The 26,974-nt window shown below is 61.0% G+C and carries 20 protein-coding genes; 10 read left to right on the top strand and 10 right to left on the bottom strand.

Features of this window, described 5'->3' with window-relative positions; all coding sequences use genetic code 11:
- Positions 1-29: 29 nt before the first annotated feature.
- Positions 30-1,064 carry a phosphate acetyltransferase gene (locus tag K0V07_RS00810; protein ID WP_220622634.1) on the bottom strand — a complete coding sequence of 345 codons (1,035 nt, stop codon included), beginning with the start codon at positions 1,062-1,064 and terminating at the stop codon, positions 30-32.
- A gap of 59 nt (positions 1,065-1,123) precedes the next feature.
- Between K0V07_RS00810 and murJ the strand changes: the two genes are divergently transcribed.
- Entirely contained in the window at positions 1,124-2,701 is a 1,578-nt protein-coding gene (gene murJ, locus K0V07_RS00805; protein WP_220622633.1) for a murein biosynthesis integral membrane protein MurJ, read from the top strand.
- A gap of 285 nt (positions 2,702-2,986) precedes the next feature.
- On the opposite strand, the gene msrA is transcribed toward murJ, so the two are convergent.
- The 5 genes from msrA to cls all read right to left on the bottom strand — a co-directional run bounded on the left by msrA (position 2,987) and on the right by cls (position 7,008).
- Positions 2,987-3,517: a peptide-methionine (S)-S-oxide reductase MsrA gene (gene msrA / locus K0V07_RS00800; RefSeq protein ID WP_345778167.1), complete on the bottom strand. Its 531-nt coding sequence runs from the start codon at positions 3,515-3,517 to the stop codon at positions 2,987-2,989.
- Between the two features lie 222 nt (positions 3,518-3,739).
- Positions 3,740-4,006, bottom strand: coding sequence for an HPr family phosphocarrier protein (locus K0V07_RS00795; protein ID WP_220622632.1), 267 nt, complete (start codon positions 4,004-4,006; stop codon positions 3,740-3,742).
- A 161-nt stretch (positions 4,007-4,167) separates the two neighbouring features.
- Positions 4,168-4,968, bottom strand: a complete 801-nt coding sequence (locus tag K0V07_RS00790; protein ID WP_220622631.1) for an ABC transporter ATP-binding protein — start codon at positions 4,966-4,968, stop codon at positions 4,168-4,170.
- A gap of 128 nt (positions 4,969-5,096) precedes the next feature.
- Entirely contained in the window at positions 5,097-5,471 is a 375-nt protein-coding gene (locus K0V07_RS00785; protein ID WP_220622630.1) for a hypothetical protein, read from the bottom strand.
- Between the two features lie 76 nt (positions 5,472-5,547).
- Positions 5,548-7,008, bottom strand: a complete 1,461-nt coding sequence (gene cls, locus K0V07_RS00780; RefSeq protein WP_220622629.1) for a cardiolipin synthase — start codon at positions 7,006-7,008, stop codon at positions 5,548-5,550.
- Between the two features lie 194 nt (positions 7,009-7,202).
- On the opposite strand from cls, the gene fabG reads away from it, so the two are divergent.
- The 4 genes from fabG (at position 7,203) to K0V07_RS00760 (ending at position 10,926) form a co-directional block, all read left to right on the top strand.
- Positions 7,203-7,949, top strand: coding sequence for a 3-oxoacyl-ACP reductase FabG (gene fabG / locus K0V07_RS00775; protein WP_220622628.1), 747 nt, complete (start codon positions 7,203-7,205; stop codon positions 7,947-7,949).
- A gap of 32 nt (positions 7,950-7,981) precedes the next feature.
- Positions 7,982-8,239, top strand: coding sequence for an acyl carrier protein (gene acpP / locus K0V07_RS00770; protein WP_220622627.1), 258 nt, complete (start codon positions 7,982-7,984; stop codon positions 8,237-8,239).
- A gap of 57 nt (positions 8,240-8,296) precedes the next feature.
- On the top strand, positions 8,297-9,550 hold the full coding sequence (gene fabF / locus K0V07_RS00765) for a beta-ketoacyl-ACP synthase II (RefSeq protein ID WP_220622626.1): 1,254 nt from the start codon (positions 8,297-8,299) through the stop codon (positions 9,548-9,550).
- 230 nt (positions 9,551-9,780) lie between these two features.
- Positions 9,781-10,926, top strand: coding sequence for a fatty acid desaturase (locus K0V07_RS00760; RefSeq protein WP_220622625.1), 1,146 nt, complete (start codon positions 9,781-9,783; stop codon positions 10,924-10,926).
- Between the two features lie 183 nt (positions 10,927-11,109).
- On the opposite strand, the gene K0V07_RS00755 is transcribed toward K0V07_RS00760, so the two are convergent.
- Both K0V07_RS00755 and K0V07_RS00750 read right to left on the bottom strand, forming a co-directional pair.
- Complete coding sequence (locus tag K0V07_RS00755; protein WP_220622624.1) at positions 11,110-12,399, bottom strand: glycosyltransferase; 1,290 nt, start codon at positions 12,397-12,399, stop codon at positions 11,110-11,112.
- 231 nt (positions 12,400-12,630) lie between these two features.
- Positions 12,631-13,842 carry an aminoacetone oxidase family FAD-binding enzyme gene (locus K0V07_RS00750; protein WP_220622623.1) on the bottom strand — a complete coding sequence of 404 codons (1,212 nt, stop codon included), beginning with the start codon at positions 13,840-13,842 and terminating at the stop codon, positions 12,631-12,633.
- 124 nt (positions 13,843-13,966) lie between these two features.
- On the opposite strand from K0V07_RS00750, the gene K0V07_RS00745 reads away from it, so the two are divergent.
- The 5 genes from K0V07_RS00745 to K0V07_RS00725 all read left to right on the top strand — a co-directional run bounded on the left by K0V07_RS00745 (position 13,967) and on the right by K0V07_RS00725 (position 22,219).
- Positions 13,967-15,358, top strand: a complete 1,392-nt coding sequence (locus K0V07_RS00745; protein WP_220622622.1) for an archaeosortase/exosortase family protein — start codon at positions 13,967-13,969, stop codon at positions 15,356-15,358.
- A gap of 29 nt (positions 15,359-15,387) precedes the next feature.
- Positions 15,388-16,899 (top strand): glycogen synthase GlgA, encoded by a 1,512-nt coding sequence (gene glgA / locus K0V07_RS00740; RefSeq protein ID WP_220622621.1) that lies wholly within the window; start codon positions 15,388-15,390, stop codon positions 16,897-16,899.
- Between the two features lie 140 nt (positions 16,900-17,039).
- The gene (locus K0V07_RS00735; protein ID WP_220622620.1) at positions 17,040-19,571 is read left to right on the top strand and encodes a DEAD/DEAH box helicase; all 2,532 of its coding nucleotides are present in this window, start codon (positions 17,040-17,042) and stop codon (positions 19,569-19,571) included.
- Between the two features lie 205 nt (positions 19,572-19,776).
- Positions 19,777-20,547, top strand: a complete 771-nt coding sequence (phoU, locus tag K0V07_RS00730) for a phosphate signaling complex protein PhoU (protein WP_220622619.1) — start codon at positions 19,777-19,779, stop codon at positions 20,545-20,547.
- 157 nt (positions 20,548-20,704) lie between these two features.
- On the top strand, positions 20,705-22,219 hold the full coding sequence (locus tag K0V07_RS00725) for an SIS domain-containing protein (RefSeq protein ID WP_220622618.1): 1,515 nt from the start codon (positions 20,705-20,707) through the stop codon (positions 22,217-22,219).
- Between the two features lie 112 nt (positions 22,220-22,331).
- On the opposite strand, the gene K0V07_RS00720 is transcribed toward K0V07_RS00725, so the two are convergent.
- The gene (locus K0V07_RS00720; protein ID WP_220622617.1) at positions 22,332-23,333 is read right to left on the bottom strand and encodes a dihydroorotate dehydrogenase-like protein; all 1,002 of its coding nucleotides are present in this window, start codon (positions 23,331-23,333) and stop codon (positions 22,332-22,334) included.
- A 3-nt stretch (positions 23,334-23,336) separates the two neighbouring features.
- The gene (gene nifJ / locus K0V07_RS00715) at positions 23,337-26,885 is read right to left on the bottom strand and encodes a pyruvate:ferredoxin (flavodoxin) oxidoreductase (RefSeq protein ID WP_255568054.1); all 3,549 of its coding nucleotides are present in this window, start codon (positions 26,883-26,885) and stop codon (positions 23,337-23,339) included.
- Between the last annotated feature and the right edge of the window lie 89 nt (positions 26,886-26,974).

Raw genomic sequence — 26,974 nt, 5'->3', positions numbered from 1 at the left:
GCGCAAACATCGGGTCCGCGGTGTGAGCGTTAATCCGTGGGGTAGAGGTACTTCTTGTCCACCGCCTGAGCGGCAACAATGACCGTGGCCCCAAAGATGTCGTGCGCACTGGCACCGCGGCTGATCTCGGCAGCGGGCTTGGACAGGCCGGTAATGATCTGCCCGTAAGAGCGCGCACCGGAGACCATCTGGGCGAGCTTGGAGGCGATGTTACCGCTGTTCAGGTCGGGGAAGACCAGGACGTTGGCCTGACCGGCGACGGAGCCGCCGATTTCTTTCTGCTCGGCCACAAAGGGGTCCAGCGCGGCGTCAGCCTGCAGCTCACCATCGATTTCGACCGGCATGTCGTGGTCGCGTGCTTTGTCCTTGGCCAGAGAGGTGGCCGCCTTCATGCGGGCGATGGAGGCGTGCTTGTCCTTGTTGGCCTTACTGGAGAAAGCGAGCATGGCCACGCGCGGACGCTCGTTGGTCAGGTGCCAGGCGAGGCCGGCTGTGGTGCAGGCGATGTCCGCCAGCTGCTCGGAGGTCGGCTCGGGGATGACACCGCAGTCCGCCATAAAGAGCGCACCGTCGATGCCCAGGCGCGAGTCTTCCTTTTCCAGGATGAGCATGGAGGAGGCCGTCTGCACGTCGTCCTGCGTTGGGATGATCTGGAAGAGCGGACGCAGGGCGCTGGAGGCGTTGATGGTGGCACCGGACACGATGGCATCGGCCCGGCCCGTGGCCAGCATCAGCGTGGCAAAGTAGTTGTTGTTGACGATGTAGTCCTTGGCGGACTGCTTGTCGAGGTTCCGGAAGCGGCGTAGCCCCTGGAACTTGGTGAGAAAATCTTCCAGCTCGTCGGAACGGCCGGGCTCGATAATCTTGACGCCATCGAGTTTGATGTCGAGGCGGGCCGCATTGATTTTAATGCGGGTCCGGTCTCCGAGCAGGATCGGTACACCAAGGCCGCGGGTGGCGTACTGCCGGGCGGCCTGAATGATGCGTGGGTCCGTTCCCTCGGGGTATACAACGCGCTTGGGGTGGTTCTGCAAGCGGACGGATAAGCGGTTAATCAGTGACATGATGAGGAAATTCTGTTTGGGAAAGTGTTTATCACTAATGTGCTAGACTCTGCGGATCAATGGCGAAAAACCTGCAAAATATCCTCATCGTCGCCGTGTCGACGCTTGGCTCCCGACTGCTCGGGCTCTTGCGTGATATCCTGATGATGGGCTTTTTAGGGCTGTCGGCCACCTCCTCAGCTTTCATTTTTGCATTTACTGTGCCAAACCTATTCCGCCGTTTGTTAGGGGAGGGGGCACTCAGCTCGGCGTTGATCCCCATCTTTTCCGGGGCCCTGAAAGAGGAGGGCAAGGGGCCGGCCTTCGGGTTTGCGAATCGGGTGCTCTCGCGTGCGTTGGTCGTCCTGCTGGGGCTGAGCGCCGTCGGGATGCTCGGCTTCGGGATCGGTTGGGTACTGATCCGGCACGCCGGGCTGGCCGAGACGCTGCAGGTCGACCACGAGCAGTGGGAAAAGGGCTGCGCCATGGGCGTGGTGCTGCTGCCGTATATGGTGCTGGTTTGTGTGGCGGCGCTGATGGGCGGCCTGCTCAATGTGCTCCAGCGCTTCGCCGTGCATGCGCTCACGGCGGTCTGGCTCAACCTCGCCATGATTGCGACCCTGGCCATCGGCGGCTGGGGGATGGGGTTGAAGGGCTACCCGCTGGCGCTGGCGCTGTGCGCGGGGGTGTTGGTCGGCGGTGCGGTGCAGCTGATTGTGCCGTGGGTGGCACTGAGGCGTGAGGGTTGGCGCGCGCGTTTCGATTTTTCTCCCGCCGAGCGTTTAACCGAGCTAAACAAAATTTTCCTCCCCGCCGTGGCCGGGGCAGCAGTGATGCAGGTAAATGTCCTCGTCTCGCGTCTGCTTGCCTTTGGCCTGAACGAAACGGGTGTGACCGCCCTGTACCTGGCCAACCGCCTCGTCGAGCTCCCGCTGGGGGTGTTCGCCATCGCGGTGGCGACGGTGATCTTTCCAAATCTGGCGCTGATGGCCGCCACCGATGACAAGCCCGGGATCGCCCGCCTCTATGGCGAGGGCCTGCGGCTGATTCTCGCCATCACGGTGCCTGCAGCTGTCGGGCTGGCCGTGCTGGCCGGGCCGGTGCTGGGGTTGCTGTTTGAGTGGGGGCGCTTCAACGCGCTCGACGTGGACCAGACGGTGCCGGTGCTGGCGGTTTTTGCCTGCGCCCTGCCTTTCTACGGACTGGCAACCATGGCCACGCGCGGCTTCCACTCGATGAAAGACACGCGTACGCCGGTGCGCATCGCGGTCGTGTCCTTCGTGGTCAACCTCGTGCTCAGCCTGATCTTGATGCGGCCGCTGGGGACGGTCGGCCTCGCCGTGGCGAACCTCGTCTCAGCCGGTGTGCAGGCCGTCGGGCTGGCTGCTGTTCTGCCCCGCAAGCTGACGGTCTTTTCCGGGGCCAGGTTGGTCAACGGCCTTGTCCGGATCGTTCTGGCAGCAGTGGTTATGGGAGTGCTGACCTGGGAGCTCGCACAGGTGTTGAGTCAGTGGATAGCGCCCGGTAAATGGGCGGATGTGATCACCGTGCTCGTGATCATCCCGGTCTCGGCTGCCGCGTACTTTGGACTGCTCTGGCTGAGTGGCTTCGAGGACCGCAAAGCCCTCCTCTCGCTCATCCTGCGCCGGGGTGCGTGACCGCACAGGACATTGATGGGGCTCTGCCCCATCGCTCACTGCGTTCGCTGCCCCGGCAACGGGTTAATCAACCACTTGGCCTCCTCTCGCCTCTGCCTTAGCAGAGGCAAGGTGATGCGACAGCATTACAGGTCCAGGACTTGTTCTGGTGGCAACGCGGCTTGGATGCTTTGCTCAGCGATTACTGAAACCAGCGTAGCTGGTTTCAGTAATCGCTGATACGATGCGCAGCATCGAAAGTGCAGCCTGTGGCTGCTGCGGGTGCATAACCCCCAAGCAAACCACTCACTCCAGTCCGAGCTTTTTGAGCTTGGGGGCGATGACGACCTGGCAGTAGGGGGCCGAGCTGTTGCGCTCGAAATAGTCCTGATGGTAATCCTCGGCGGGATAAAACGTCGTCGCGGGGGTGATCTCGGTCACGATGGGGCGCGAGAATTCCCCGGAGGCGTCGATTTCCTTTTTGACGCGTTCGGCGGTGTCGGCCTGGGCGTCGTCCAGCGTGAAGATGGCCGAACGGTACTGGGTGCCGACATCGGCTCCCTGGCGGTTGAGGGTGGTCGGGTCGTGGGCGGCGAAAAACAGCCTCACCAGTTGCTCGTAGCTGACCTTTTCCGGGTCGAAGCTCACGCGAATGGCTTCTGCGTGCCCGGTGGTACCGGTGCAGACTTGCTGGTAGGTCGGGTTGGGGACGTCGCCCCCGATGTAGCCGGACTCGACCTTAAGCACGCCATCGATGCGGGCGTAGATGGCCTCGGTACACCAGAAGCAGCCACCGGCAAAGATCGCTTGTTGGGCATGGGCGGGGAGATCGGTCATATCGGAAACGGTTTGGCGGGTGGGCGCGGACTGCTCACGGGCGCACGCGGCGCTCAGGGTGGCGGCCAGCAGGGTGAGAACTGCGAAACGGATCAGGGACATGCCTGCTCAGTCGTAATCAATCCCGTTTCCTGACACACGCAAGCCAGCGGGCAGGTTTGCCCGTTCCACCGTTGAGGTGTTGATGGAGCTTCGAGGGACCCAGTCCCCCGTGCGGTCCGATCAATTTTCGATATGATCCTTGGCGAAGAGCTGGGCCACCGCCTTGGAGGCGCGTTCTTCGTCCTCGCCCTGGGCTTCAAGCACGAGAGGTGTGCCCATCGTGGCGCAGAGCATGACGAGGCTGACAATGCTGCGCAGGCTGGCGCGTTTTTCGCCAAGACGCAGGGTCATGGACGAACGGCTCTGCTTGGCGGTGTTCACAATGTCCGCCGCCGGTCTTAAGTGCAGGCCCCCTTTCCAGGGGACGATGACTTTGGTCGTTTTCATCTTAGCTATTAGAGCGATATTAAACCGTTTAGGTTCACTAAAAATCGACGAAAAGTCTATTTAATTAATAGTCTGCTTTAAATTAGTAAAAATAATGAACGAGCGCGCGGGAACGCTGCGTCCGCCTGCGTTGTGCGAAAAATGCCGTATCGGAGCAGCCCTTAGCTCTGAGCGAACTGCAACCTGAGCCGCTCGTAGCGGTCGCGCTCCAGCGTGAGAGGGGCCCCGAAGGCCGCGCTGAGCGTTTCAGAGGAAAGGGTTTCCGCGACGGGGCCAGCGGCCAGCACGCGTCCCTTCTTCAGGACGAGCACGTGGCTGATCTCCGGAAAAATCTCCTCCACGTGGTGGGTGACGAGGATCATAGCCGGTCCACGCTTGAGGGTGGCGAGCTTGCGCAGACGCACGAGAAAGTTCTCCCGAGCCACCGGATCGAGCCCGGCGCAGGGCTCGTCGAGGATGAGCAGGCGGGGGTCAGCCATGAGGGCGCGGGCGATGAAGACCTTTTGCCGTTCGCCCTGACTGAGGACTTCCCAGGGGCGTTCGGCCAGATGGCGCACCCCGAGCTTGCCGAGGCAGCGCAGGGCCTTGTCCACGGGGACTTTTTTATCCCGCGTCCAGAAGCCGAGTTGCGCGGTCTGTCCGGAGAGCACGGTGGTGAGGGCGTTTTCGCCGGGCGGGATGCGGCGGGTGAGGGCGTTGCTGACGATCCCGATGCGCAGGCGCACATCGTTCCAGTCGGTCTCGCCGTAGGCGTCGCCGTCGAAGACGATCTCGCCGGAGGAGGGCGTCAGGTAGGCGGTGATGGCCGAGAGCAGAGAGGTCTTGCCGCAGCCATTGGCCCCGAGAATGGCCCAGTGTTGGCCCGGTTCGACGCGCCAGTCGATCTTGCGCAGGATGTGGGTGTCGCCGCGCATGACGGCCAAGCCCTCGACGGATAAAAGCGGTGTCGGTTCAGTGGACATGGAAAAGGGGATTAATTAACCGCAAAGACGCAAAGGCGCAAAGCAAATGCTGTTACTGTACGATAACCGTTACCGCGGTTGCCCGCTCATGATGTCGGCCTGCATACCTTATTAGCCAACGGTCTCCACTAACGCGCAAAACGTATCTCAAAGGTCGCAGAGTTCTCTGTTACCTTTAATAATTTGAGGCCGGAGCGGCCTTTGAGCGCCGGGGCGGAATTGACAAACATGGCTTCGTCGACCCAACCACAATAAGTCTGTTTATTGGACTCATCGTACAGCAGTAGCAGGGCCTTTTTGTTCACAACATCCGCATCGAGTAACAAGAAGCCTGCCTTGGATTCATCCAAAACGTTCTTGTACTGTCGAAGGTCGAGCTTGACGTTCATCGTGTACAAGGAAATCGAAATGAATTCCTCGCGCGGAGCCGCCCCGCTAAGAGGTAAACTCATTCCCAGCAGCACAAACATCAGTATGCCCGGAAAACTTAGCCTGTTGCTCATTGATCCCTCCTGCTTAAATATTAGGCTCTTACCTTTGTGCTCTTTGCGTCTTTGCGGTTAAAACAAAATCTTTCGCCTACAGCAGCGGCCCGGTCAGGCGCAGGGCGTTCTCCAGCAGGCGCTGGTGGAAGCGGCGCTTCTTCCAGGCGGCGAGGTGGAGGATATCGGCGTTGTCGATGTAGCTTTGCTGGACCTTGCGCAGGCGCTGCGCGAACTCGCTGTCGTACACGAAGAGCGTGACCTCCTGGTTGAGCCAGAGGCTGCGCTGGTCGAGGTTGACCGAGCCGATGAGGCCGATCTCGTTGTCCACCGTCACGGTCTTGGAGTGCAGGAGCCCGCCGGTAAAGAGCGCGATGCGTACGCCGCCCTCCAGCAGCTCCTCGAAGTAGGCGCGGCTGGCGTGGTGGACGAGCTTTGAGTCCACCTTTTCGGGCATGATGAGGGTGACGTTGACCCCGCGCATGACGGCCGAGACCAGTGCGATCTGCACGGCCTCGTCCGGCACGAAGTACGGGGTCGTCAGCACCAGCTCCTTCTTCGCGAGGTAAATGGCGGTCAGGATACTCTGGTAGCTGGACTGGTTAAAGAAGCCCGGCCCCGAGGGGACGACCTGGACGAAAGATTCGCCGGCCTCGTCGAGCTCCTTGAGCCCGCCTTCCTCGGTGATCTGGTCAAAGCTCATGCCTGTCTCGATGCTCCAGTCGGCGAGGAAGACGACTGCCAGCGCCTCGACGACGGGGCCTTTGACGCGGACCATGCTGTCCACCCACTGGCCGACTCCGGCCTTGGTCTTGAAGTGGCGCGAATCGACGAGGTTGAGGCTGCCGGTGTAGGCGATCTCTCCGTCGATGCAGACGATCTTGCGGTGCAGGCGCAGGTCCTGTCGGCGGTAAAAGTTGCGCAGCCAGCGCACGGGGAGGGCCTCGGCGATTTCGACCCCGGCCTGCCGGGCCTTTTTGCACAGCTCGCTTTTCAGGAAATCGTGGCTGCCGATGGAGTCCAGCAGGATGCGGCAGTGCGCACCGCGCTTGCGGGCCTCAATGACGGCGGCCATGACCTCGTCTGCGATCCCCCCGAGGTGCCAGATGTAGAACTCCATGTGCACGCGGTGGGTGGCCTGCTGGATGTCATCGATCATGCGGCGCAGGATGTCCTGGCAGTTGTCGAGCAGTTCGAGGTCGTTACCGGGCAGGGTGGGGAGGTTGGTCGTATTGTAGGCGTGGCGGGCGAGCAGCCGGGAGGCTTCGCTCTGCTGCGACCAGTCGAGGGTGAAGCGCTTTTGCCGGTCGTTGATCAGCTGCTTAAAGGGCTGGATGAGCTGCAAGGCTCGCCGGGTACGGGCACGGCCGACACTGATCTCCCCAAAGATTATATAGAGGATGGAGCCAGCCATCGGCAGGAAGAAAACTAACGTCAACCAGGCTAGGGCGACCCCGACCGAGTTGCGGCGCATGATGATCCGGAGCGTGACGACAATGGCCAGCATCCAGTGGATCAGGAAAAACACATCGACGACGTAATCCGGTTGGCTGTCCACGCCCCCGATTTATGGGCACGGCGTGTGACAAATCAATCCTTATCGACCCCGGCGATGTGTGCTCGTAAGGCTCTGGCATGCGGATGTTTGTGAGCCCTGATGCGCCTTGCATGCGTGCGCGGGGTTTTCGTGGCAGGTTTTTGCTTGCTTTGACGGGCGGCTCGGGCACAGTCGCCTGTTTACCCTTTTGCTGAATGAAGCTGACATTTGACAACAAAGTGGCCGTGGTCACAGGAGCAGGCCGTGGAATTGGCCGCTCAATCGCCGAAGGCCTTGCGGCCGAGGGCGTGCACGTGGTGTGCGTCAGCCGCAACGAATCCTCCTGCGGCGCTGCTGCCGACGCCATCAAGGCCCAGGGGGGCAAGGCCTCCGCACTGGCCGTGGACGTCTCCGACGGCGCCATGGTAGCCGACGCCTGCGAATCGCTCATCAAGGAGCACGAAAACGTAGATATCCTCGTCAACAACGCCGGGATCACCCGCGATACCCTCATGCTGCGCATGAGCGACGAGGACTGGAACGAGGTCATCTCCACGAACCTCTCCAGCTGCTTCTACTGGTCCAAGGGGCTGCTTCGTCCGATGACGAAGAAGCGCTGGGGCCGCGTGATCAATATTTCCTCGGTCGTCGGGATCATGGGGAACCCTGGACAGGTCAATTATGCCGCCGCCAAGGCCGGTATTTTCGGCCTGACCAAGTCCATGGCCCGCGAAGTTGCCTCCCGGGGCATCACGGTCAACGCGGTTGCGCCCGGCTTTATCGCCACGGACATGACCGCCGCGCTCAACGAGGAAGTCTCTGAAGCTGCTAAAAAGCTTGTTCCGCTCAAACGCTTTGGACAACCCGAAGAAATCGCCAGCATGGTCACCTACCTCGCATCGGGGGAGGCTGGCTACATCACCGGTCAAACTTTTACGGTTGACGGCGGCATGGCGATGTAAACAACTGCTAACTTACTTATACCATCAAGAATATGGCCGACAAAACGATCGAAGAACGCGTTAAGGAAATCATCGTCAACCAGCTCAACAAGAATGAAGAGCAGGTGACTCCCGAAGCTTCCTTTATGGAAGACCTCGGTGCCGACTCACTCGACCAGGTCGAGCTCGTCATGGCTTTTGAGGAAGAATTCAAGGACGAGATCCAGGGCGAAATCCCCGAGTCCGACGCGGAAAAGCTCCGCACGGTGGGCGACGTCGTCGCTTACATCAAGGAAAAGCAAGCCTCCTGAGGCTGCCCATCTCGCACACACGGACCCTTCCCTAGGATCCAGTTGTTATTGCCCTGAATGGAATCGGATAAACCAGTCTCCAAAGTAGTGGTGACCGGGCTGGGGGTTGTATCCTCGCTCGGCCACGACATCGAAACGTTGTGGACGAACCTGCTCGCCGGTAAAAGCGGCGTGCGTCGTCTGGAGCAGTTCGACGTCTCCACCTATTCTTCCCAAGTCGCTTCCGAAGTCCGCGATTTCAATATCGAGGACTACATGGACGGCAAGGAAGCCAAGCGCAACGACCGCTACACACACTTCGCGGTCGCTGCTTCGTGCCTGGCCGTCAAGGACAGCGGGCTCGATCCCGAGTCCTGGGACCCCGACCGTGCCGGTGTCATCATCGGCTCCGGCATCGGTGGGATGATTACCATTCAGGAGCAGAGCAAGCGACTCTTTGAGCTGGGTCCGCGCAAGCTCTCGCCTTTCATGATTCCTTCGCTGATCGCTAACATGGCCTCCGGCATTGTAGCGATCCAGATGAAGGCCCGCGGCCCGAATATGTCGGTCGTGAGCGCCTGCTCGACGGGGGCTCATGCCATCGGCGAGGCCCTTCGCGTGATTCAGCGCGGCGAGGCGGACATCATGATCGCAGGCGGTAGCGAGTCGGCCATCACCGAGCTTGGTTTCGGCGGTTTCTGCTCCATGCGCGCCATGAGCACGAAGTACAACGATTGCCCTGAGCAGGCCAGCCGTCCTTTCGATAAGGACCGGGATGGTTTTGTCATGGGTGACGGTGCCGGTGTGCTGATCCTCGAAACCGAGGAAAGCGCCAAGGCCCGCGGTGCCCGCATCTACGCTGAGGTTGCCGGTTACGCTTCCACTTGTGACGCCCACCACATCACCATGCCTGACCCTGAGGGTAAGGGCTTGGCCCGCTGCATTACCAATGCGCTCAAGAGCGCCGGTATTACTCCGGAAGAGGTGGACTACGTCAACGCGCACGGCACCTCGACGCCGTATAACGACAAGTTTGAAACCATCGCCCTGAAGAAGGCGTTCGGTGAGCACGCCAACAAGCTGATGATCAGCTCGACGAAGTCGATGACCGGTCACCTGCTGGGCGCCGCTGGTGGTGTGGAGGCTGCGGTCTCCTGCAAGACGCTTCAGACGAAGAAGATTGCTCCGACCATCAACTACACCACGCCGGATCCTGACTGTGACCTCGACTATGTGCCCAACGCCATGCGTGAGGCCCCGGTCAAGGTTGCCATCAGCAACAATTCCGGGTTTGGTGGCCACAACGTCACTCTGGTCTTCAAAGAAGTTTAAGCTCAGCGAGTTAAACAATTTCCAAGACCTCCGTTCCACTCTGGGACGGAGGTTTTTTGTGTCCGGTCGCTTCGATTTTTGGCAACTTCCAGCCCGGCAAGCGGTCGGTTTGAGTTGCGCTGATGACGTTTTTGAGCTTTGCTTATAAATTCTTTTGTAGCGAGGCGCTTAGCATCCCCAGCGATCCCTCGCATTCCCCCTTATTCTTACACTCTGATCTCTGACATCCTATGATGGGTTTTAAGCACATCCCCCTTGAGCGTGTCTCCTGGCCGACGACGGTCTTTCTGAGCCTTACGCTCCTGCTGGCCGTGACGGCTGCTCCCGCCTACCTCATCCTCCAGGGGATGGGTGGCTTCATGGCCGCGCTGTTCGCCTTTTACCTGATCGCCACGGGTCTTAGCATCACCCTTGGCTACCACCGCCTGTTTGCGCACCTGTCCTTTGGTGCTAAGTGGCCGGTGCGGATGTTTGTGCTGCTCTTTGGCGCGGCCGCCTGGGAGAACTCCGTGTTGGACTGGGTCTCGGACCACCGCCGTCACCACAAGCACGTAGACCACGACGACGACCCGTACAACATCAACAACGGCTTCTTTTTCGCGCACGTGGGCTGGCTGCTTTTCAAGCTCAGCCCTGAGCCCCCGATGGACAACGTGAACGACCTGCGCAAGGACCGGTGGGTTCTCTGGCAGCACCGTAATGTGCACTGGATCGCGCTGGTCGTCGGTATTATCCTGCCTGCGGCGCTCTGCGGCTTCTACTATGGCTCGTGGATGGCCGCGCTGGGCGGGTTTCTCGTGGTCGGTGTCCTGCGCACGGTTATCGTGCAGCACGCCACGTTCTGCATCAACTCCGCCTGCCACTACTTCGGTAAGCAGCCGTACTCCAGCAAGCACAGCGCGCGCGATAGCTGGTGGATCGCCTTCATTACCTACGGGGAGGGCTACCACAACTACCACCACGAGTTTCAGCATGACTACCGTAATGGCGTAAAGCCCTGGCAGTTTGACCCGACGAAGTGGGCCATCTGGCTGCTCTCAAAGGTCGGTATGACCTATAATCTCCGCCGGGTGTCCGATGCGAAAATCCTCCTGGCCGAGCTGTCCGAGGCCCGTCGCCGGATGGACAAGGGACTGGCCTACTTTAAGAGCCCGGACCTGACCGAGGCTGCTTGCGCGAAGATGCGCTCCTCGCTCGACTACCTGCACACCAAGCAGGAGGAGCTCGCCAGCTGCTACTACCAGGTGCAGAAAGGCGTGACCGAGCGCGTCGAGTTCTCGAAGGGAAAGATCGCCGAGTGGCGTCGCGAGATCAACCACGCCCTGCGCCACCTCGACGAGCTCCTCGAAGGCCAGCAACTGCCCGCCAGAGCCTAAAGAACCAAGTATTGGCAGGGGGTGCACAGTGTCTCCCTCGTTGGCTCCGGTAAACCCATGAGTGATCCGTAGGATCACAGGTGCAGGGCGAGCCTTGGTCACAGGTGCAGGACTTTATCCTGCTGTTGTGGTTGGCTCGTCTGTTGATGGGGTAGGCACGAAGTGCCGTAGGGGCGGGAGCCCCTAGTTCGGATCAAACGCCGTGCGTTTGCCGTGGGCGGCGCGCTCGGCACGGGTGCGGACGAAGTCTTCCAGCAGGCGTACGGAGTAGGTGGGGCCGTTCTCGTGGGCGAGGGTGTCGGCTACTTCACGGGCGCGCTCGGCGTACTCGGCGTGTTTCTCGATCTTGCGCACGTAGGAGGGGAGTTTCTCGGGCCACTTGCGTTTGCCCAGACAGAGCCCAGCTTTGAGGCGGACGACCTCGCTTGCCCACCATTGCTGGTCGGCGATGTGGGGGATGATGATATTCGGCACCCCTGCATGCAGCACAGAGGCCGTCGTACCCGCTCCACCATGATGGATGACCATAGAGGCGAAGCGGAAAAGCTGGTCATGAGACATCTGGTGGACGACTTTGATCTCGGGCCTCTCCAGCTCGACCGAAAGACCCGCCCAGCCACTTTGCAGGATGATCTTTTTGCCGCGTGGCCAGTTCTTCAGAAAGCGGCTCATGATGGTGTGCGTGTCGTCGAAAGCCACGCTCCCAAAGGTCATGATCGGCACTTTCTCGCCCGCGCAGAATGCCTCCAGCTCGGCCTGCACTTCGGGGGCCTCCTCGGACTGCCAGCGCAGGAACCCCGTGAACTTGAAACGCGGGTCGTGCTCGATCCCGCCCATCAGCTCCCGAGAAACAGCGACCATGCACAGCTCGGCCGGGGTGAGCAGGAAGCCCTCGGAGCGTCCGAGTCCCTTTTGCTGATAGAGTTCGCCCACGGTGCGGTTGACAGTGAAGTCCACCACCTGGTTCGAGATGCGCCACAGGAAGCGGTTCCAGCGCTGCTGGAGGCGTCGGGGGAAATTATACAGCGCCGGGGTGCCCTCGGGCGGATAGTCCGACGTCGGCACGAGGTTGTGGCAGAAGGCGAAAGTCGCGAAGGGGATGCCGTGGCGTTCAGCGAGCTTGCGATACTGCGGGAAGAAGTACGAGCTCACCAGCAGGTCCGCGCCCTTGAGGGCCTCGTCCATGGCGTCGATGAGCTCACCCATGAAGGGGAGGGCACCCTTATAGATCCAGCGCAGTTGCAGCAGGGGCAGCGGGGCGCGGTTGAGCTCGCGCATGAACTCGATGAAAATCTCCTTCTCCCAGTCCGGGGGCAGGTGGCGGTACTCCAGACCGGCGCGCTCGATGGCTGCCCGGTAGAGGGGAGCGGTGGCAAAGACCACCTCGTGCCCGGCCTCAAGCAGGGCTCTGCCGAGGGCGATCATTGGGTAAATATCTCCAGTGGAGCCGTGGGATGTGAGGACCGCGCGCATGTCAGAGGATTGTCACAAACTCCTGACTGCGGAAGGCTTGGGCCGCAAGGGCGATATTGTGACAATTCCGTCACCAGGTTGCACCTGGCAGGACACAGTCCTGCACCCGTGATCCTATGGATCACTGATGCCGCCGCCAACGCGGCGACATGGGCAGAGGCGGTTATCCTCTGTGTAGGGGTGGTTCTCTCCATGGCATTTCTCCTGAAATGCCATCCAGGCGCGAAGCACTTAGGGTGCAGGGCATGCCCTGCCTGCTGCGTGGCCGCTGGTCCAGAGCCATTGGCGGTGCGGGCCGTTGGCAAACCCATCCACATCGACCAGATCACCCACGAGATAGAGGCCCGGGACGAGGAGGCTGCCCATCGTCTCAAAGTCGATCTCGGTGCGGGCAACGCCTCCGCACAGGGCGCGCTCGGAGGCGGCAAGTTTCTTGCGGACGAGGTGCAGCTCAGTGTTCTCCAGATGGTCTTGCAGGCTGCGCAGCTCGCCTTTTTTCAGCTGCCCCCAGTGCCGGTCGGGGTCGAGCCCGGCGGCTTCGAGCAGGTAGCTCCAGAGCGGAGCTGGCAGCTCGGCCAGCGGCTCGGAGATCAAGCGCTGACGCGGGTGCAGGCGTACACGCTCCTCCAGCAGGCGAGAGGCTTTGAGGCGTCCGCACCAGTTAATGCGCAGGGCCTGGTCGTTTGGCTTGGCCAGCTCAGGGGCGGCCAGACAGGCAAGCTCCAGCACGCTCTCCCCGGCTAGTCCCCATGGCTCCAGAAGCAGTGGCCCCGTCGTTTCCAGCCCGAGGGCAGGTAGAAAAAGCCGGACGGTTGAAACATGCTCGGCCCGCATGCCTTTGAAGAGGGGATCGTCGATCAGGAAATGAAACAGGCTGGGGACCGGTCGCTCTACGCTGTGGCCCAGACTGGTCGCCGCCCGGATCACCTGCGGGATGTTCTCCGGGTCTCCCGCCAGCACGAGCTGTGCGCACTGTACGGTGCGCTCGGCGGTCACCGTGAGCCAAAACCCGCCTTGCGGCTTGGCCTCGACGGCAACGAGCTTTTCGCCCGTGCGAATGTCGACTCCGGCTTTACGGGCCAGCTCGATCAGGCGGGCAGGGAGGTCGGGGGCTTCGTCGGGAAGGCGCAGGGTGCCCTCGGCTGTTTCGTAAAGGTCGATGTTGTGGTGGTGGCACCACTCCTGGGTCTGCTCTGGCCCAAAGGCGTAGAGCTCGGGCAGGGCGTCATGGCCACCGCGTGGATAGGAGGGGAGCAGTTCGGAGGGGTCAGCGCAGGAGCAGGTGACCAGCCGCGCATCGCTGCCGGTGCGTTGCAGCTCGGCCAGCGGGGCTTCCTCTGCAATCAGCCAGGTGACTTGACCTGTGGCCTTCTCGGCGGCGGTGATGGCAGCCATGGCCCCGGCCAGGCCGCCTCCGGCGATGACGATATCGTTGTGAACCAAAACGCTTTCATCTTGTCCATGGCTCGGACCGAGGACAGCTTTTTTGCGTCCTCCGGTTATTTTCTTCCGCTATTTACGGGTTGCCCCAGGCGAGGAAATCCTGTGATCATAAAGTCTTATCCCCATGCCCAAGAAAGCCGATTTCTTCTCTCTGCCCCGGACAACCCAATTCGCCTTTTGGCTCGGGTTGGTTTTTGTCGGACTGGTTATCTACGATCAGCTTTTTTACTGGTCTACGATGGAGGACTATAGCTTCGGCTATCTCGTGCCTATTTTCGTGGGTTATGTCATCTATGACCGCTGGCCGAAGATCCGGGCGCTCCTGCTGGGGGATAACGATGATCAGCTGACCTCGACCCCACCCTCGCTCCTGATGCGTTTGACCGAGCTGGTCGTTTATCTGGGGCTGACGATGGCTCTGCTCATGTTCCTGCTCGGTGGGCTGATTCTGGCCTCACAGGGACCGTCGAACCAAGGCAGTATGCTCATGGCCACAGGTCTCGGAGGCATCGTGCTGGGGCTGGCCTTTATGGTGGCGCGGGACGACTCCAAGGGCCGCATCCTGTCCTGGAAGGAGCGACTGGGCTTTACCTTCCTGTTTTTGTTCCCGGCGCTGGCGTGGCTCATCTCGGCTCCGATGGTGATGTACATGGACTCCACCGTGAAGCTCGTCCTGCTGGAGTGGGTCACGAAGATCGTCTACACGCTGTTTAATTTCCTCGGCTACACGGTCATCCGTAATGGCAACATCCTCGAACTCCCCAAGGGCGAAGTCGGGGTGGCCGATGCCTGCTCGGGCGTGCGTTCGCTCACGGGTTGTATCTTCGTGGGCTCCTTTATGGCGGCGGTCTTTCTGGATCGCTTCTGGAAAAAGGTGCTCATGGTCTTCGTGTCGATGATCCTCGCGGTTATCACGAATATCTTCCGCAGTATCTTCCTGACCGGCTGGGCCTATGCATACGGCTCGGGGGCTATCGACGGTGACATTTTCCGCAATCCCCACACCCTTCCTGATGGCTCGGAAAACCCGGACTTCGTCTTCGCTTCGGTGCATGACATTGCCGGGTATTCGGTCATGGGCCTGACTTTTATCGCGTTGTTGGTGCTCCTCCCGATCTTCAATTTTAAGATCGCTCCCCCCGATGAGGATGAAGAAGAAGCGGAAGATTTTGAAATTCAGGAAACAAACGATTCCGAAACAGAACAGGATCGTTCGGTCTTCTCTTATCGGATTAAGCGAGGCCCGTATATTGGTGCGATTGCGGTGTGCAACTTTGTCCTGCTTATCCTTCAACTAGGGATTCAATCAACGTCTGGAGTGCATGTTGGTCTGGCGCTCGGTATTATCGGCATCGTAGCCGTTATGGCGGTATTGGCAAACGGACGCTGTCAAGACACTGGTATGTCAAAATGGTCGCTCATACTTCTTTTGATTCCAGGAATATCGCTCGTTTATTCTGTTTTTCTAGCCTTTATGAAATCCAAGGAAGACAGACTTGCCGAGCGTGGGGCTTAAGCGTATTAATCTGAAACCTTTACGCCTAAATGCCGAAAGCTCCTTTGAAAATCCTGCAAGTCGCCCCTGAGGTGACCCCTTTCTCCAAAGTCGGAGGCCTGGCCGATGTCGTTGGAGCTCTGACCAAGGAAATGTCCCGGGCCGGGCATGACGTGCGCGTCATCACACCGCTGTACGGCTTTCTGGAGCCGAAGGAGGACTGGACGGCCGAGCCCGGCGCGTTCTCGGTCCATCTGGGTGGTTACAAGGAGGAGTTTACTCGCCTGTGGAAGACGACGTACCCCGGCTCTGACGCGCAGGTCTACTTCATCGAGTACGGCAAGTACTACGACCGCCACGAGATTTACACCGGTCCCTGGGGTGGCCACAGCGACAACCACGAGCGTTTCGCCTTCCTCAGCCGTGCCGCGATCGACTACTGCCACTCGCGCCAGTGGTACCCGGACGTCATCCACTGCCACGACTGGACGGTGGGCTTTGTCCCGGTCTACCTGAACACCACGGAGTACAACACACCGCTCGGGCGTGCTGCCACGGTCTTTACCATCCATAACCTCATGCACCAGGGTATCTTTGGGCGCGAGGTGCTCCAGTTCGCCGGGCTGCCGCCGGAGGTTTTCCGCCCCGATAATCTGGAGTCGATGGGCCTGGTGAACATGATGAAGGGAGGGATCTACAACAGCACAAAGATCACCACGGTCAGCCCGAACTATGCGGCCGAGATTCAGGGGCCTGAGTATGGCTGCGGCCTGAACCATGTGCTCAAGTACCGCGCCGGGGACTTGATCGGGATTATTAACGGGATCGACACCGACGAGTGGAACCCCGCCACCGATAAGCACCTGCCCGCCAATTTCTCCGCCGATGACCTCTCCGGTAAGGCCAAGTGCAAGCGCAAACTGCAGGAGCGCATGGGTCTGGAGCACGACTCCAAGGTGCCGATCTTCTGCGCCATCGCGCGCCTCTTTGATCAAAAGGGGCTCGACCTGCTGGCCGAGATCGTCCCATGGATCATGAGCGAGATGAACGTCCAAATCACCCTGCTGGGAGCCGGTGATGGTGGTCTGGAGCAGTCTTTCCTGGCTCTGCAGGAGCGTTTCCATGGTAAGGTCGGGGTCTACATCGGCTACAATAACCAGCTGGCCCACCTGATGGAGGCCGGGTCCGACTTTTTCGTGATGCCAAGCCGCTTCGAGCCCTGCGGGCTGAACCAGATGTACTCGATGGCCTACGGTACGCTGCCCATCGTGCGCTCCACCGGGGGCCTGGTCGATAGCGTCCAGCAATACGTGGAGGGTCGCGAGCGGGGTACAGGTTTCCGCTTTGATGAGGCCAGCGCCAAGGCGCTCTACTACGCCATTGGTTGGGCTTGCTCGACTTGGTACGACCGTCCCGATGACTACCGCATGCTCCAGCAAAACGCCATGCGTACGGACCTGAGCTGGACGCAGTCGGCTGATAAGTATCTCGATGTCTACCACTGGGCGCAGGACGCTCGCCTGCGGGGCATGGGGATTCTGGATCGCACGCCTCATCCCTGATTAGTGGGGGAGCGCGTACGCTGATCGGCGATTAACCGCACGAATGGTTATACTGTGCGAAAATACTGCCCCGGTTTCGCTTGCCTCGCCTCGGTTAGCTGGCTTACCATTCCCGGTTCCTTATAGCTGGAATGTGACTCATGGATTGCCGCTCCGCCAAACGCCTGTACTCTGCCGATGCCCTTGAGGCTTGGTTTGGCAAGCTTTGTCAGGATTGGGAGCGGACCTTCAGCGAGGGCCAGCTGCGTGAGGGGCGCGCCTGTTACCGCGACGGTGGCATCCGCGAAATCGAGCTCACCGCCGATGACGCTATTATCCACGGTAACTGGCGCGATCAGGAGAGTTACGCCGTTGTCGAGTGGCACAAGAACAAGCTTCAGGTGCGCAGCTCGACGGAGGATAACATCCGTGGGCGTTGCCTGGCTGCCGCCGGTCTGTACGAGATCGAGGAGCTGATTGCCGAGGAGATATCGCCCCTGCCGACTGAGCGCAAAGCCCCCGAGAAGCAGCCCGAAGGCGACGGCGAGTCAAACGCCACCGAGCCTGCTGCGGAGAGCGCCCAGGAGGACGATGCTCCCGCGCCGGGTATCAGTGCCACGCGTGAACTCCAGCTCGACTTCAGTGCGTCTGAGCAGGGGCTGGATTTTTCCGTCCACTGGCTCGATAACGGCGTCAAGGTTGCGGCCTTGGGGGAGAATGCCCTCAGCGGCGACGCTCTTTCCGTCGCCGACCGCGAAAAGCTTATTCGTCTGGCCAACTTCGCCCGCAAGGCGGGCTTCCGCTTCTCCAGTGCCGCCAACCGCTACCAGCTGGGCCGCCTGGACGAGGTCCCCAGCTTCTTTAAGAACGAGCTCGATCGCTGGCGTAAATACTTCGCCTGCTTGCTGACGCCGGACGCGCTGGCGCTGAAAAACGGCATCCGCGAGCTGAACATCGCCGCCGAGGCACACGAGCTCAACAACGGCGCCTTTGAGCTGAACTGGCGCTTCGAGATCGAGGGCGAGCGCATCGCCGAGCGTGAGGCGCAGCAGCGTTTCTTCCGTGGCGAGAGCCTGGTCTTTCTCAAGGGTAAGGGGCTGGTCCGCCTCTCCAAGCGTCAGAGCGAGGCCCTCGCCGACTGGCGTTCCTCTCTCATGCAGCAGGGTAACGGTGTGCTGCCGCTTTACCTGCTCTGTTCCCTTTTCGGGCGTGATGAGGTCAAACTCGACCTGAGCGAACGGCTAGAGAGCTGGCGCAAGCGCCTGAGCTCGCCGCGCTCCACCAAGGACGAGTTGCTGCCCATCCTGCGCCCCTACCAGCGCTACGGCTGCCACTGGCTCGCACACTTGTGCCGCAACGGTTGCCACGGCCTCCTTGCCGACGAGATGGGGCTGGGTAAGACGCTCCAGATCCTTTCGCTATTGGTTGCCCACCCGGTAGCTGGGAAGCGCTCAATCATCGTCTGCCCGGCCAGTGTCGTACCGGTCTGGCAGAGTGAGCTGCGCAAGTTTTTCCCGGACCAGCTTTGCCGCATCCTGCGCAAGGGCGAGGATTTCAGCAGCTCGCAGGAGCCGTGCCTCTGGATCGCCAGCTACACGCAGCTGCGCCGCCACAAGTCGCAGCTCGATCAGATCGAGTTTGGGTACGCGGTGCTCGACGAGGCCCAGTACATTAAGAACCCGGAGGCGAAGGTCACCCAGGCATGTATGAATATCCGTGCCGAGCACCGTGTGGCAATGACCGGTACGCCGCTGGAGAATCGCTTCCTGGACCTGTGGACGATTTTCCGATTCCTCATGCCGGGGCTGCTGGGCAGCCGCCGCCGCTTCGAGGAGCAGTACACCGCCGATCCCGAGGCTTTCATGAAGAAGGTCGGCGTCCAGATCGCGCCCTTTGTCCTGCGCCGGACCAAGGACAAGGTCCTCAAGGAGCTGCCCGGCAAGGTCGAGACAGACCTCGTCTGCTCCATGACCGAGCTGCAGCGCCGCCTCTACCAGCAGTTGGCGACAGAGGGTGTGGCACGTATGGGCGACAACCTCCAGTCCTACACCGCGGAGAATACATTTAGCCTGCTGACGCTGCTCACGCGTCTGCGGCAGGTCTCCTGTGATCCGGGGCTGCTGCCGTGGATGAAGCAGACCGACTGGCAGCAGAGCGGTAAGCTGCTCACGCTCGTTGATCGTCTGCGCGAAGTCGTTGCCAACGGACACAAGGCCGTCGTCTTCAGCCAGTTTGTGACCTTCCTCGACCGGGTGAAGCATATGCTCGATATCGAGCTGCCCGACCTGGACCTGTACACCCTGACCGGTAAGACCGCTGACCGCGCCAAACCCGTCGAGGCCTTCCAGACGGCAAAAAACGCCGCGGTCATGCTCGTCAGCCTGCGAGCAGGGGGCACCGGGGTCACCCTGCACAGTGCGGACTATGTCTTTTTGCTGGATCCGTGGTGGAACCCCGCCGTGGAAAATCAGGCCATCGACCGTGTCCACCGTATCGGCCAGCGCAAGACCGTCTTTGTCTACCGCTTGGTCACCGCAGGCACGGTCGAGGACCGCGTCCAGCAGCTCAAGAACAGCAAGCGCTTCATCTTTGAGGAGACAATGCGGGCTGCGCCGGGTGGGGCGGACTTCACCCAGTACTTCCACTCCCTGCACGAGTTGATCGATCTCCTCCCGGACAAGGGTGGGGAATAGCGCCCCGGCTTTTGCAGTGTGCGAGGGGTTGTTGTCGCGAGGGATATGGCGTTAAGATTTGCCCGGTCCGCTTTTATACAAAACCGGCTGAATCCCTGATTGTTACGGCAATTTCACATTACGGCCATTGCGTTTACTTACGGGCCGTGCATCTTTATTTCGTTGAATCTTTACCTAAAACCCGGCATCAGCTTTGCTTTGCACTGTGAGACTGAGCCGGATCTGTACGGCCACCTCTCACTTTGTTTCCGCGTGGTCCATCGCCATCCTCCCCGCAATCTACACCTTCATGCACCCTTTTTATCAGGTAGAACTTAAACAGATCAGGCAAAACCTTGTCCTGATGGGCGAGCGTGCGATCGAGGTCGTCCGTTTCTCTGTCCAGGCCCTGGTTGAGGGAAACCCTTCGCTGTCGGATAAGGTTATCGAGATGGATGACCGTATCGATGAGCTGGAGCTCTCGATCGACAGTGAGGCTATCCGCTATATCTCGCTGCGCTCACCGGTTGCCTCTGACCTGAGGCTTCTGACTATGGCGATGAAGGCCTGCCACGATCTGGAGCGGGTCGGTGACGAAGCCACCACCATCGCCAAGTACGCCCGCCGTATGCACGAGAACTACCCGCCGCGTAACCTCTACGCTGTGCCTCAGATGGCCGAGAAGGTGATCGAGCAGCTGCGTAACGCGATGGACAGCTTTATCGGCGAGGACGCCGAAGTCGCCTACTCGGTGCCGAAGCAGGACCGCGAGATCGACGACCTGCACCGCCAGAACTACCGCGAGCTGACCGATGCTATCCGCAAGACGCCGGAGTTGACCGAGCAGCTCATCGAAATGATTTTTATCTCCAAGGCCCTGGAGCGTATCGGCGACCATGCCACTAATGTGGCAGAGGACGTCATCTACCTGCTGGAGGGCGACGACGTGCGCCACACCGAGGCCGTCAAGCGCTCGGTCCAGTCCGGCGGTGCGTAACCGCACAGGACGCTCCGGCTGGAGCAGCAATGATGGGCCTCTGCCTCATCATACTGGTACGCCTGGGACCTCTGGGTGTGTCCTTCGCCGGGAATCAATCCCCGGACGCAGATATTGCTTTGTGTCTTTAGGGCTTTGTGGTTAATCACAACACTCCATGAAGACAGCGGCGAACGCAGACGAATTCCTGTCCATGGCGGATCAGTTTAAACTGGGCGAGCTCGTGACCGAGCAGCCGCATCCGCTCACCGAGACGCTTTCCGAGCAGGCTCAGCACGACCTGCCCCGCGCCATCGCCACCCTCAAGGAAGTGGACCGGCTCGCCCTGGAGCAAATGGCCGAGTACGCAGGTGGCATCACCGAGCTGGCCACTGCTGTGGGCGAAGTGTTGGCCGCTGGCGGCAGCGTTTACCTGTGTGGTTGCGGCGCTACCGGGCGGCTCTCCCTCTCGCTCGAAACCCTCTCCCGCGAGGGCATGCTGCTCCCGGAGTTGGCCGGGCGCGTGGTCGGATTTATGGCCGGGGGTGACGCCGCGCTCATCCGCTCTCTGGAGGGCTTCGAGGACTTCCCCGGCTACGGTGAGCGCCAGTTGCGCGAGTTGGGCTTTACCGAAGACGACCTGCTGCTGGCCATCACCGAGGGTGGTGAGACGCCGTTCGTCATCGGGGCCTGTGAAGCTGCAGCTACGCTCTCGCGGCATGCGCCGTGGTTCTTGTATTGTAATCCGGATACGGTCCTTGCACGCGTGGCCGAACGCTCGCGGCGTGTGCTTGAGAACCCCACCATTCGCAAACTCAACCTCACCGTCGGCCCGATGGCGCTGGCCGGAAGCACCCGCATGCAGGCCAGCACCGTGCAGATGCTCGCCGCCGGCCTTGCCCTGGAGCATCACGCCGCACCGGAAAAGATTCCCGCCGCGCTGGCGGCATTTACCCGGCTGGCGATGGAAACGGACTGGAGCTTTATTGAGGAATTTACCGCCGAGGAAGCCCGCCGCTACGCCGAGGGCGAACAAGTGCTCTACGAGACTGACGACTACGGGATCACCGTGCTGACCGATACCACTGAGCGCGCCCCGACCTTTTCGCTGCCCGCCTTTGAGAACACCCGTCTGCCCGATCAGCCGCCCAGCCTCTGCTACCTGTGTCTGCCGCAGACCCGTAGCGCGGACGAGGCATGGGCTACGCTCCTGCATCGCGCGCCGCGCTGTCTGGAGTGGGACGAGTGCCGCGCTGTGGCCGGACTGGAGACGCTGCTGGGTTTTGACATTTCCCTAAAGGCCCGCCTCCACCGCGCCAGCGAGACCTTTGACCGATTCCGCGTCACCACGGATGAGAAAGGCGTTGCCCTGCATCTGGGTGGACTGCGCCACACCCTGCCCGTTGCCGGGGCTCCGCTGCTGCACCGGCACCTGCTACTCAAGCTCATCCTCAACACCCACTCGACGCTCGTGATGGGCAGACTCGGCCGCTACGAGGGCAATCTCATGACCTGGGTCAAGCCCTCCAATAACAAGCTCATCGACCGTGCGGTGCGCTATATCCGCGAGCTGCACCACCGCCGCACCGGGCAAGAGGCCGACTACGCCCAGACCGCGCGTACGCTCTACCGCATTCGCGAAACTCTCGCCCCGGACGAAGCTATCGTGTTGAAGACCTTAGAGGCGATGTAAGGCCTGTGGGGTCGAGCCCCATCCATGCGAGTGCGGCCACATATGCCCGCATAAAAAAACGCCGGGCGGTTAGGCCCGGCGTTGATTGGAAAACGTTTGCTTGGATGAACCCTTAGGCTTCGACGTCCCAGCTCTGGAGGATGCGCAGGTAGTTGGCGCGCTCGATCACCTCTGGGTTCGGGGCGTGCTGATAGCTCATGCTGCCCTTCATCTGCTCGAGGGACTCATACTCGTGCTCTTCCATCCACGAGGACAGGTCGCCGCGCAGCTTGGTGAGCTGGGGCAGGCCGTGGCGCAGGAGGGTGGAGACGAGCTGGATACCGTCGGCACCGGCCATGATCGCCTTCGCTGCGTCCTCGACGGTGTGGACACCGCCGGTCATGCCGAGGCTGAGCTTCTCGTAGCGGCCAGCCAGGATGGCGAGCCAGCGCAGGCGCAGCAGCAGTTCGGATGAGTCGGAGAGCTTGAGCGAGGGCACGGCTTCGAGGTTCTCGATGTCGATGTCCGGCTGGTAGAAGCGGTTGAAGAGCACCACGGCGTTCGCGCCCTTTTCCTCGATCTGCTTGACGAAGTGCGGCAGCGAGGAGAAGAAGGGCGAGAGCTTGACCGCCAGCGGCAGCTTTACGCTCTGGCGCACCTTTTCAACGACCTCGATCAGGCCGCTTTCGACCTGTTCGCTGGTTTCCTCTTCGGAGCGCGGCTGGTAGTACAGGTTCAGCTCCAGAGCGTCGGCCCCGGCTTCTTCCATGTACTTGGCGTACTCCATCCAGGTGCCCAGATTCGTGCCGTTGAGGGAGGCGATGACCGGAATGTCCACGGCCTGCTTCATCTCGCGGATGCGCTCCAGATACTCGTCCGGGCCCAGGTGGAAGTCCTGAGCGGCGGGGAAGTAGCTGGTGGCCTCGGCAAAGGACTCCGTGTGGCTGAGGACGTGTTCCTCCAGGCCGGCCTCATGGTGCACGATCTGCTCTTCGAAGAGAGAGTTCATGACGATGGCGGCGGCACCGGCGTCTTCAGCCAGGCGAACCCGGTCGAGTTTGGCGGAGATTGGCGAGGCACCGACCATGAAGGGGTGCGGCAGCTCGAAGCCCAGATAAGTGGTTTTCAGGTTCATCGGTTAATTCTCTTCGGCGTTATCGGCTGAGGCGGAAGCGAGCAGCTGGTAGCGGATGCTCTTCTCCTGCACGCGTTCCTGTGCCTGGCGGATCAGCTCGGTCGCACGGTCGGGCTCGCTGTTCATGAGCATGCGGTAGCGCACCTCGTTCTCGATGTACTCGCGCAGCGGGATCTTCGGCGGGGGCGAGTCGAGCTTGAGGGCAGGCTCGCCGGTGAAGGCGCGGCGCGGGTCGTAGCGGTACAGCGGCCAGTGCCCGGAGGCGACGGCCTTCTTCTGCTGTTCGGGGCCGAAGTTCAGGTTGTAGCCGTGGGCGATACAGTGGCTGTAGGCGATGATGAGCGAAGGCCCGTCAAAGCTCTCGGCCTCGGCCATGGCCTGTACGACCTGGCTATCCTTGGCACCCATGGCGACGCTGGCGACGAAGACGTTGCCGTAGCCCATGGCGATCATGCCAAGGTCCTTCTTAGGCGTGGCCTTACCGCCGGCGGCGAACTTGGCGACTGCGGCCAGCGGGGTCGACTTGGAGGACTGTCCACCGGTGTTGGAGTACACTTCGGTGTCGAGGACGAGGATGTTGACGTTGCGGCCGGAGGCCAGCACGTGGTCGAGCCCACCGAAACCGATGTCGTAGGCCCAGCCGTCACCACCGACACACCAGACGGACTTCTTGACGAGGAAGTCGGCGAGGTCGAGCAGCGTACGTGCGTTGTCCGTGTTAACGGTCTTGAGGCGGTTTTTAACCACTGCGACGCGGTCACGCTGAGCGAAGATTTGCTCTTCGGTCTGCTGCGGGGCGTGCAGGATTTCGCGCACCAGGTTGTCGCCCAGTTCCTCGGAGCAAAGCTTGAGGTAGTGGCGGGCGATGTCGCCCTTGCGGTCGGTGGCCAGCCGCAGACCAAAGCCGAACTCGGCGTTGTCTTCGAACAGGGAGTTAGCCCAGACCGGGCCGCGTCCGTCGGCGTTCTTGGCGTAAGGCGTGGTGGGCAGGTTACCGCCGTAGATGGAGGAGCAGCCCGTGGCGTTGGCGATGACGAGGCGATCACCGAAGAGCTGGCTGAGCAGCTTCAGGTACGGGGTCTCACCACAGCCGGCGCAGGCACCGGAGTACTCGAACAGAGGCTCGCGCAGCTGGCTGTCCTTGACGGTCAGGCTCAGCTCGGAGCGCGGCGGGGCCGGCAGGTCGAGGAAGAAGTCGTAGTTCTCGCGTTCGCGATCCACGTTTTCTTCGTGGGACTCCATGTTGATGGCCTTGCGGCGCGGGTTGGCCTTGTCCTTGGCCGGGCAGATGGTCACGCACAGTCCGCAGCCGGTACAGTCTTCCGGGGCGACCTGGATGGTGAAGTTGTTGCCCGGATTGTTGCGGCTGCGGAACTTGGTAGATCGGAAGCCTTCCGGAGCGCCTTCGACGGCATCTTCAGGGAAGTATTTGGCACGGATGGTGGCGTGCGGGCAGATCATGGCGCACTTGCCACACTGGATACAGATTTCCGGGTCCCAGATCGGGATTTCGGTGGCGATGTTGCGCTTTTCCCAGCGGGCGGTGTCGGTGGGCCAGCAGCCGTCGATCGGGATGCTGCTGACGGGGAGGCGGTCGCCTTCGCCGCGCATCATGATGGCGGTGATGTTCTTGACGAAGTCCGGGGCCTCGTTGGCGACGGTCGGCGGAATCACGTCCTCCGAGCTGGCTGAGGCAGGCAGCGGGATCTCGTAAAGGTTGGCCACGGCGGCGTCCACGGCGTCGAAGTTCTTCTTAACGATCGACTCACCCTTTTTGCCGTAGGTTTTCTGAATGGCCTTCTTGATCTGCGCGATGGCTTCGTCCTTCGGGAGAATGCCCGAGATGGCGAAGAAGCAGGTCTGCATGATCGTGTTGGTGCGGCCACCCATACCGGCTTCCTTGGCGACGTGGTAGGCGTCGATGCTGTAAAGCTGGATGTTCTTGCGGATCATCGTCTCCTGCACCTCGCGGGGGAGGTGGTCCCAGACCTTTTCGGGGCCATAGGGGGAGTTGAGCAGGAAGACCGCGTTCTCGGCGGCGTACTTGAGCAGGTCGTACTGGCGCATGAACTGCCACTGGTGGCAGCCGACGAAGCGCGCATTCTTGATCAGGTACGGGGCCTGGATGGGCTTGGGACCGAAGCGCAGGTGCGAGACGGTCATGGCGCCGCTCTTCTTACTGTCGTAGACGAAGTAAGCCTGTGCGTAGTTGTCGGTCTCTTCCCCAATGATCTTGATGGAATTCTTGTTGGCGCCGACGGTGCCGTCTGAACCCAGGCCGAAGAACACCGCGCGGAAGACTTCCGGCGACTCCAGGTCGAAGTGCTCGTCGATCGGCAGGGAGGTGTTGGTCACGTCGTCGATAATGCCGACGGTGAAGCCGTGCTTCGGCTCCTTCTGCTTGAGGTTGTCAAAGACAGACTTGGCCATGGCCGGGTCGAACTCCTTGGAGCCGAGGCCATAGCGGCCACCGATGACGGTGATCTCGCGGCGCATGTTGCTCTGGGCCAGGGCGGTGATGACGTCCTGGTAAAGCGGCTCGCCCAGGGAGCCGGGCTCCTTGGTGCGGTCGAGCACAGCGATGGACTTGGCGGAGGCCGGGATGGCGTCGAGGAAAGCCTGCAGCGGGAAGGGACGGTAGAGGCGGATCTTGATCACGCCGGTCTTTTCGCCGTTCTTGTTCAGCCATTCGCTGGCCTGCTCGCAGGTTTCGGCACCCGAGCCCATGACCACGACGACGTGGTCGGCTTCGGGGTCGCCCACATAGTCTACGAGGCTGTAGTGGCGGCCGGTGGTCTTACCGAGAGTCTCCATCGCTTCGGAGACGGCTTCGGGCAGGGCATGGTAGAAGGGGTTGGAGGCTTCGCGGCCCTGGAAGTACACGTCCGGGTTCTGGGCGGTACCATGGATAAAGGGATCGTCCGGGCTCATCCCGCGCTGGCGGAAGCCGGAGATGGCCTGCTCGTCCATCAGATCCTTGAGCAGTTCCTCGGGGAGGGGCTCATAGGTGTTGATCTCGTGCGAGGTGCGGAACCCGTCGAAGAAGTGCATGAAGGGCACGCGGCACTTCAGCGTCGCGGCATGGGCGACGGCGGCCAGGTCGTGGGCTTCCTGCACACTGTTGGAGGCGAGCATGGCGAAGCCGGTCTGGCGGCAGGCCATGACGTCGCTATGGTCCCCGAAAATCGATAGGCCCTGGGTGGCCAGGCTGCGGGCGGTCACGTGCATGCAGAACGGCAGCAACTCGCCAGCGATCTTGTACATGTTCGGGATCATCAGCAGCAGGCCCTGCGATGCGGTAAAGGTCGTGGTCAGCGTCCCGCCGAGCAATGCGCCGTGTACGGCACCGGCGACACCGCCTTCGCTCTGCATTTGCGTGACCTCGGGTACCACACCCCACAAATTGGGCTTACCCTGGCTCGACCACTCATCGCAATGCTCCGCCATCGGCGAAGAAGGGGTGATCGGGTAGATGGAGACTGTTTCGCTCAACTTGTAGGCAACTTGGGCTACCGCTTCGTTGGCGTCCTTGATGGAGAGTGACTGCGTCATAGATTCATTAGTAGAGCTAACAGTGCATTTTCGTAATGACAAGGTAAACTTATGGCGTATTGCAGTTTTTACAACTGGACTGTTCACCC

This window comes from Ruficoccus sp. ZRK36 (assembly GCF_019603315.1).
GTDB lineage: Bacteria > Verrucomicrobiota > Verrucomicrobiia > Opitutales > Cerasicoccaceae > Ruficoccus.
Note: the sequence above shows the minus strand (reverse complement) of the source record. Positions and strands in the feature narration are given on the sequence as shown.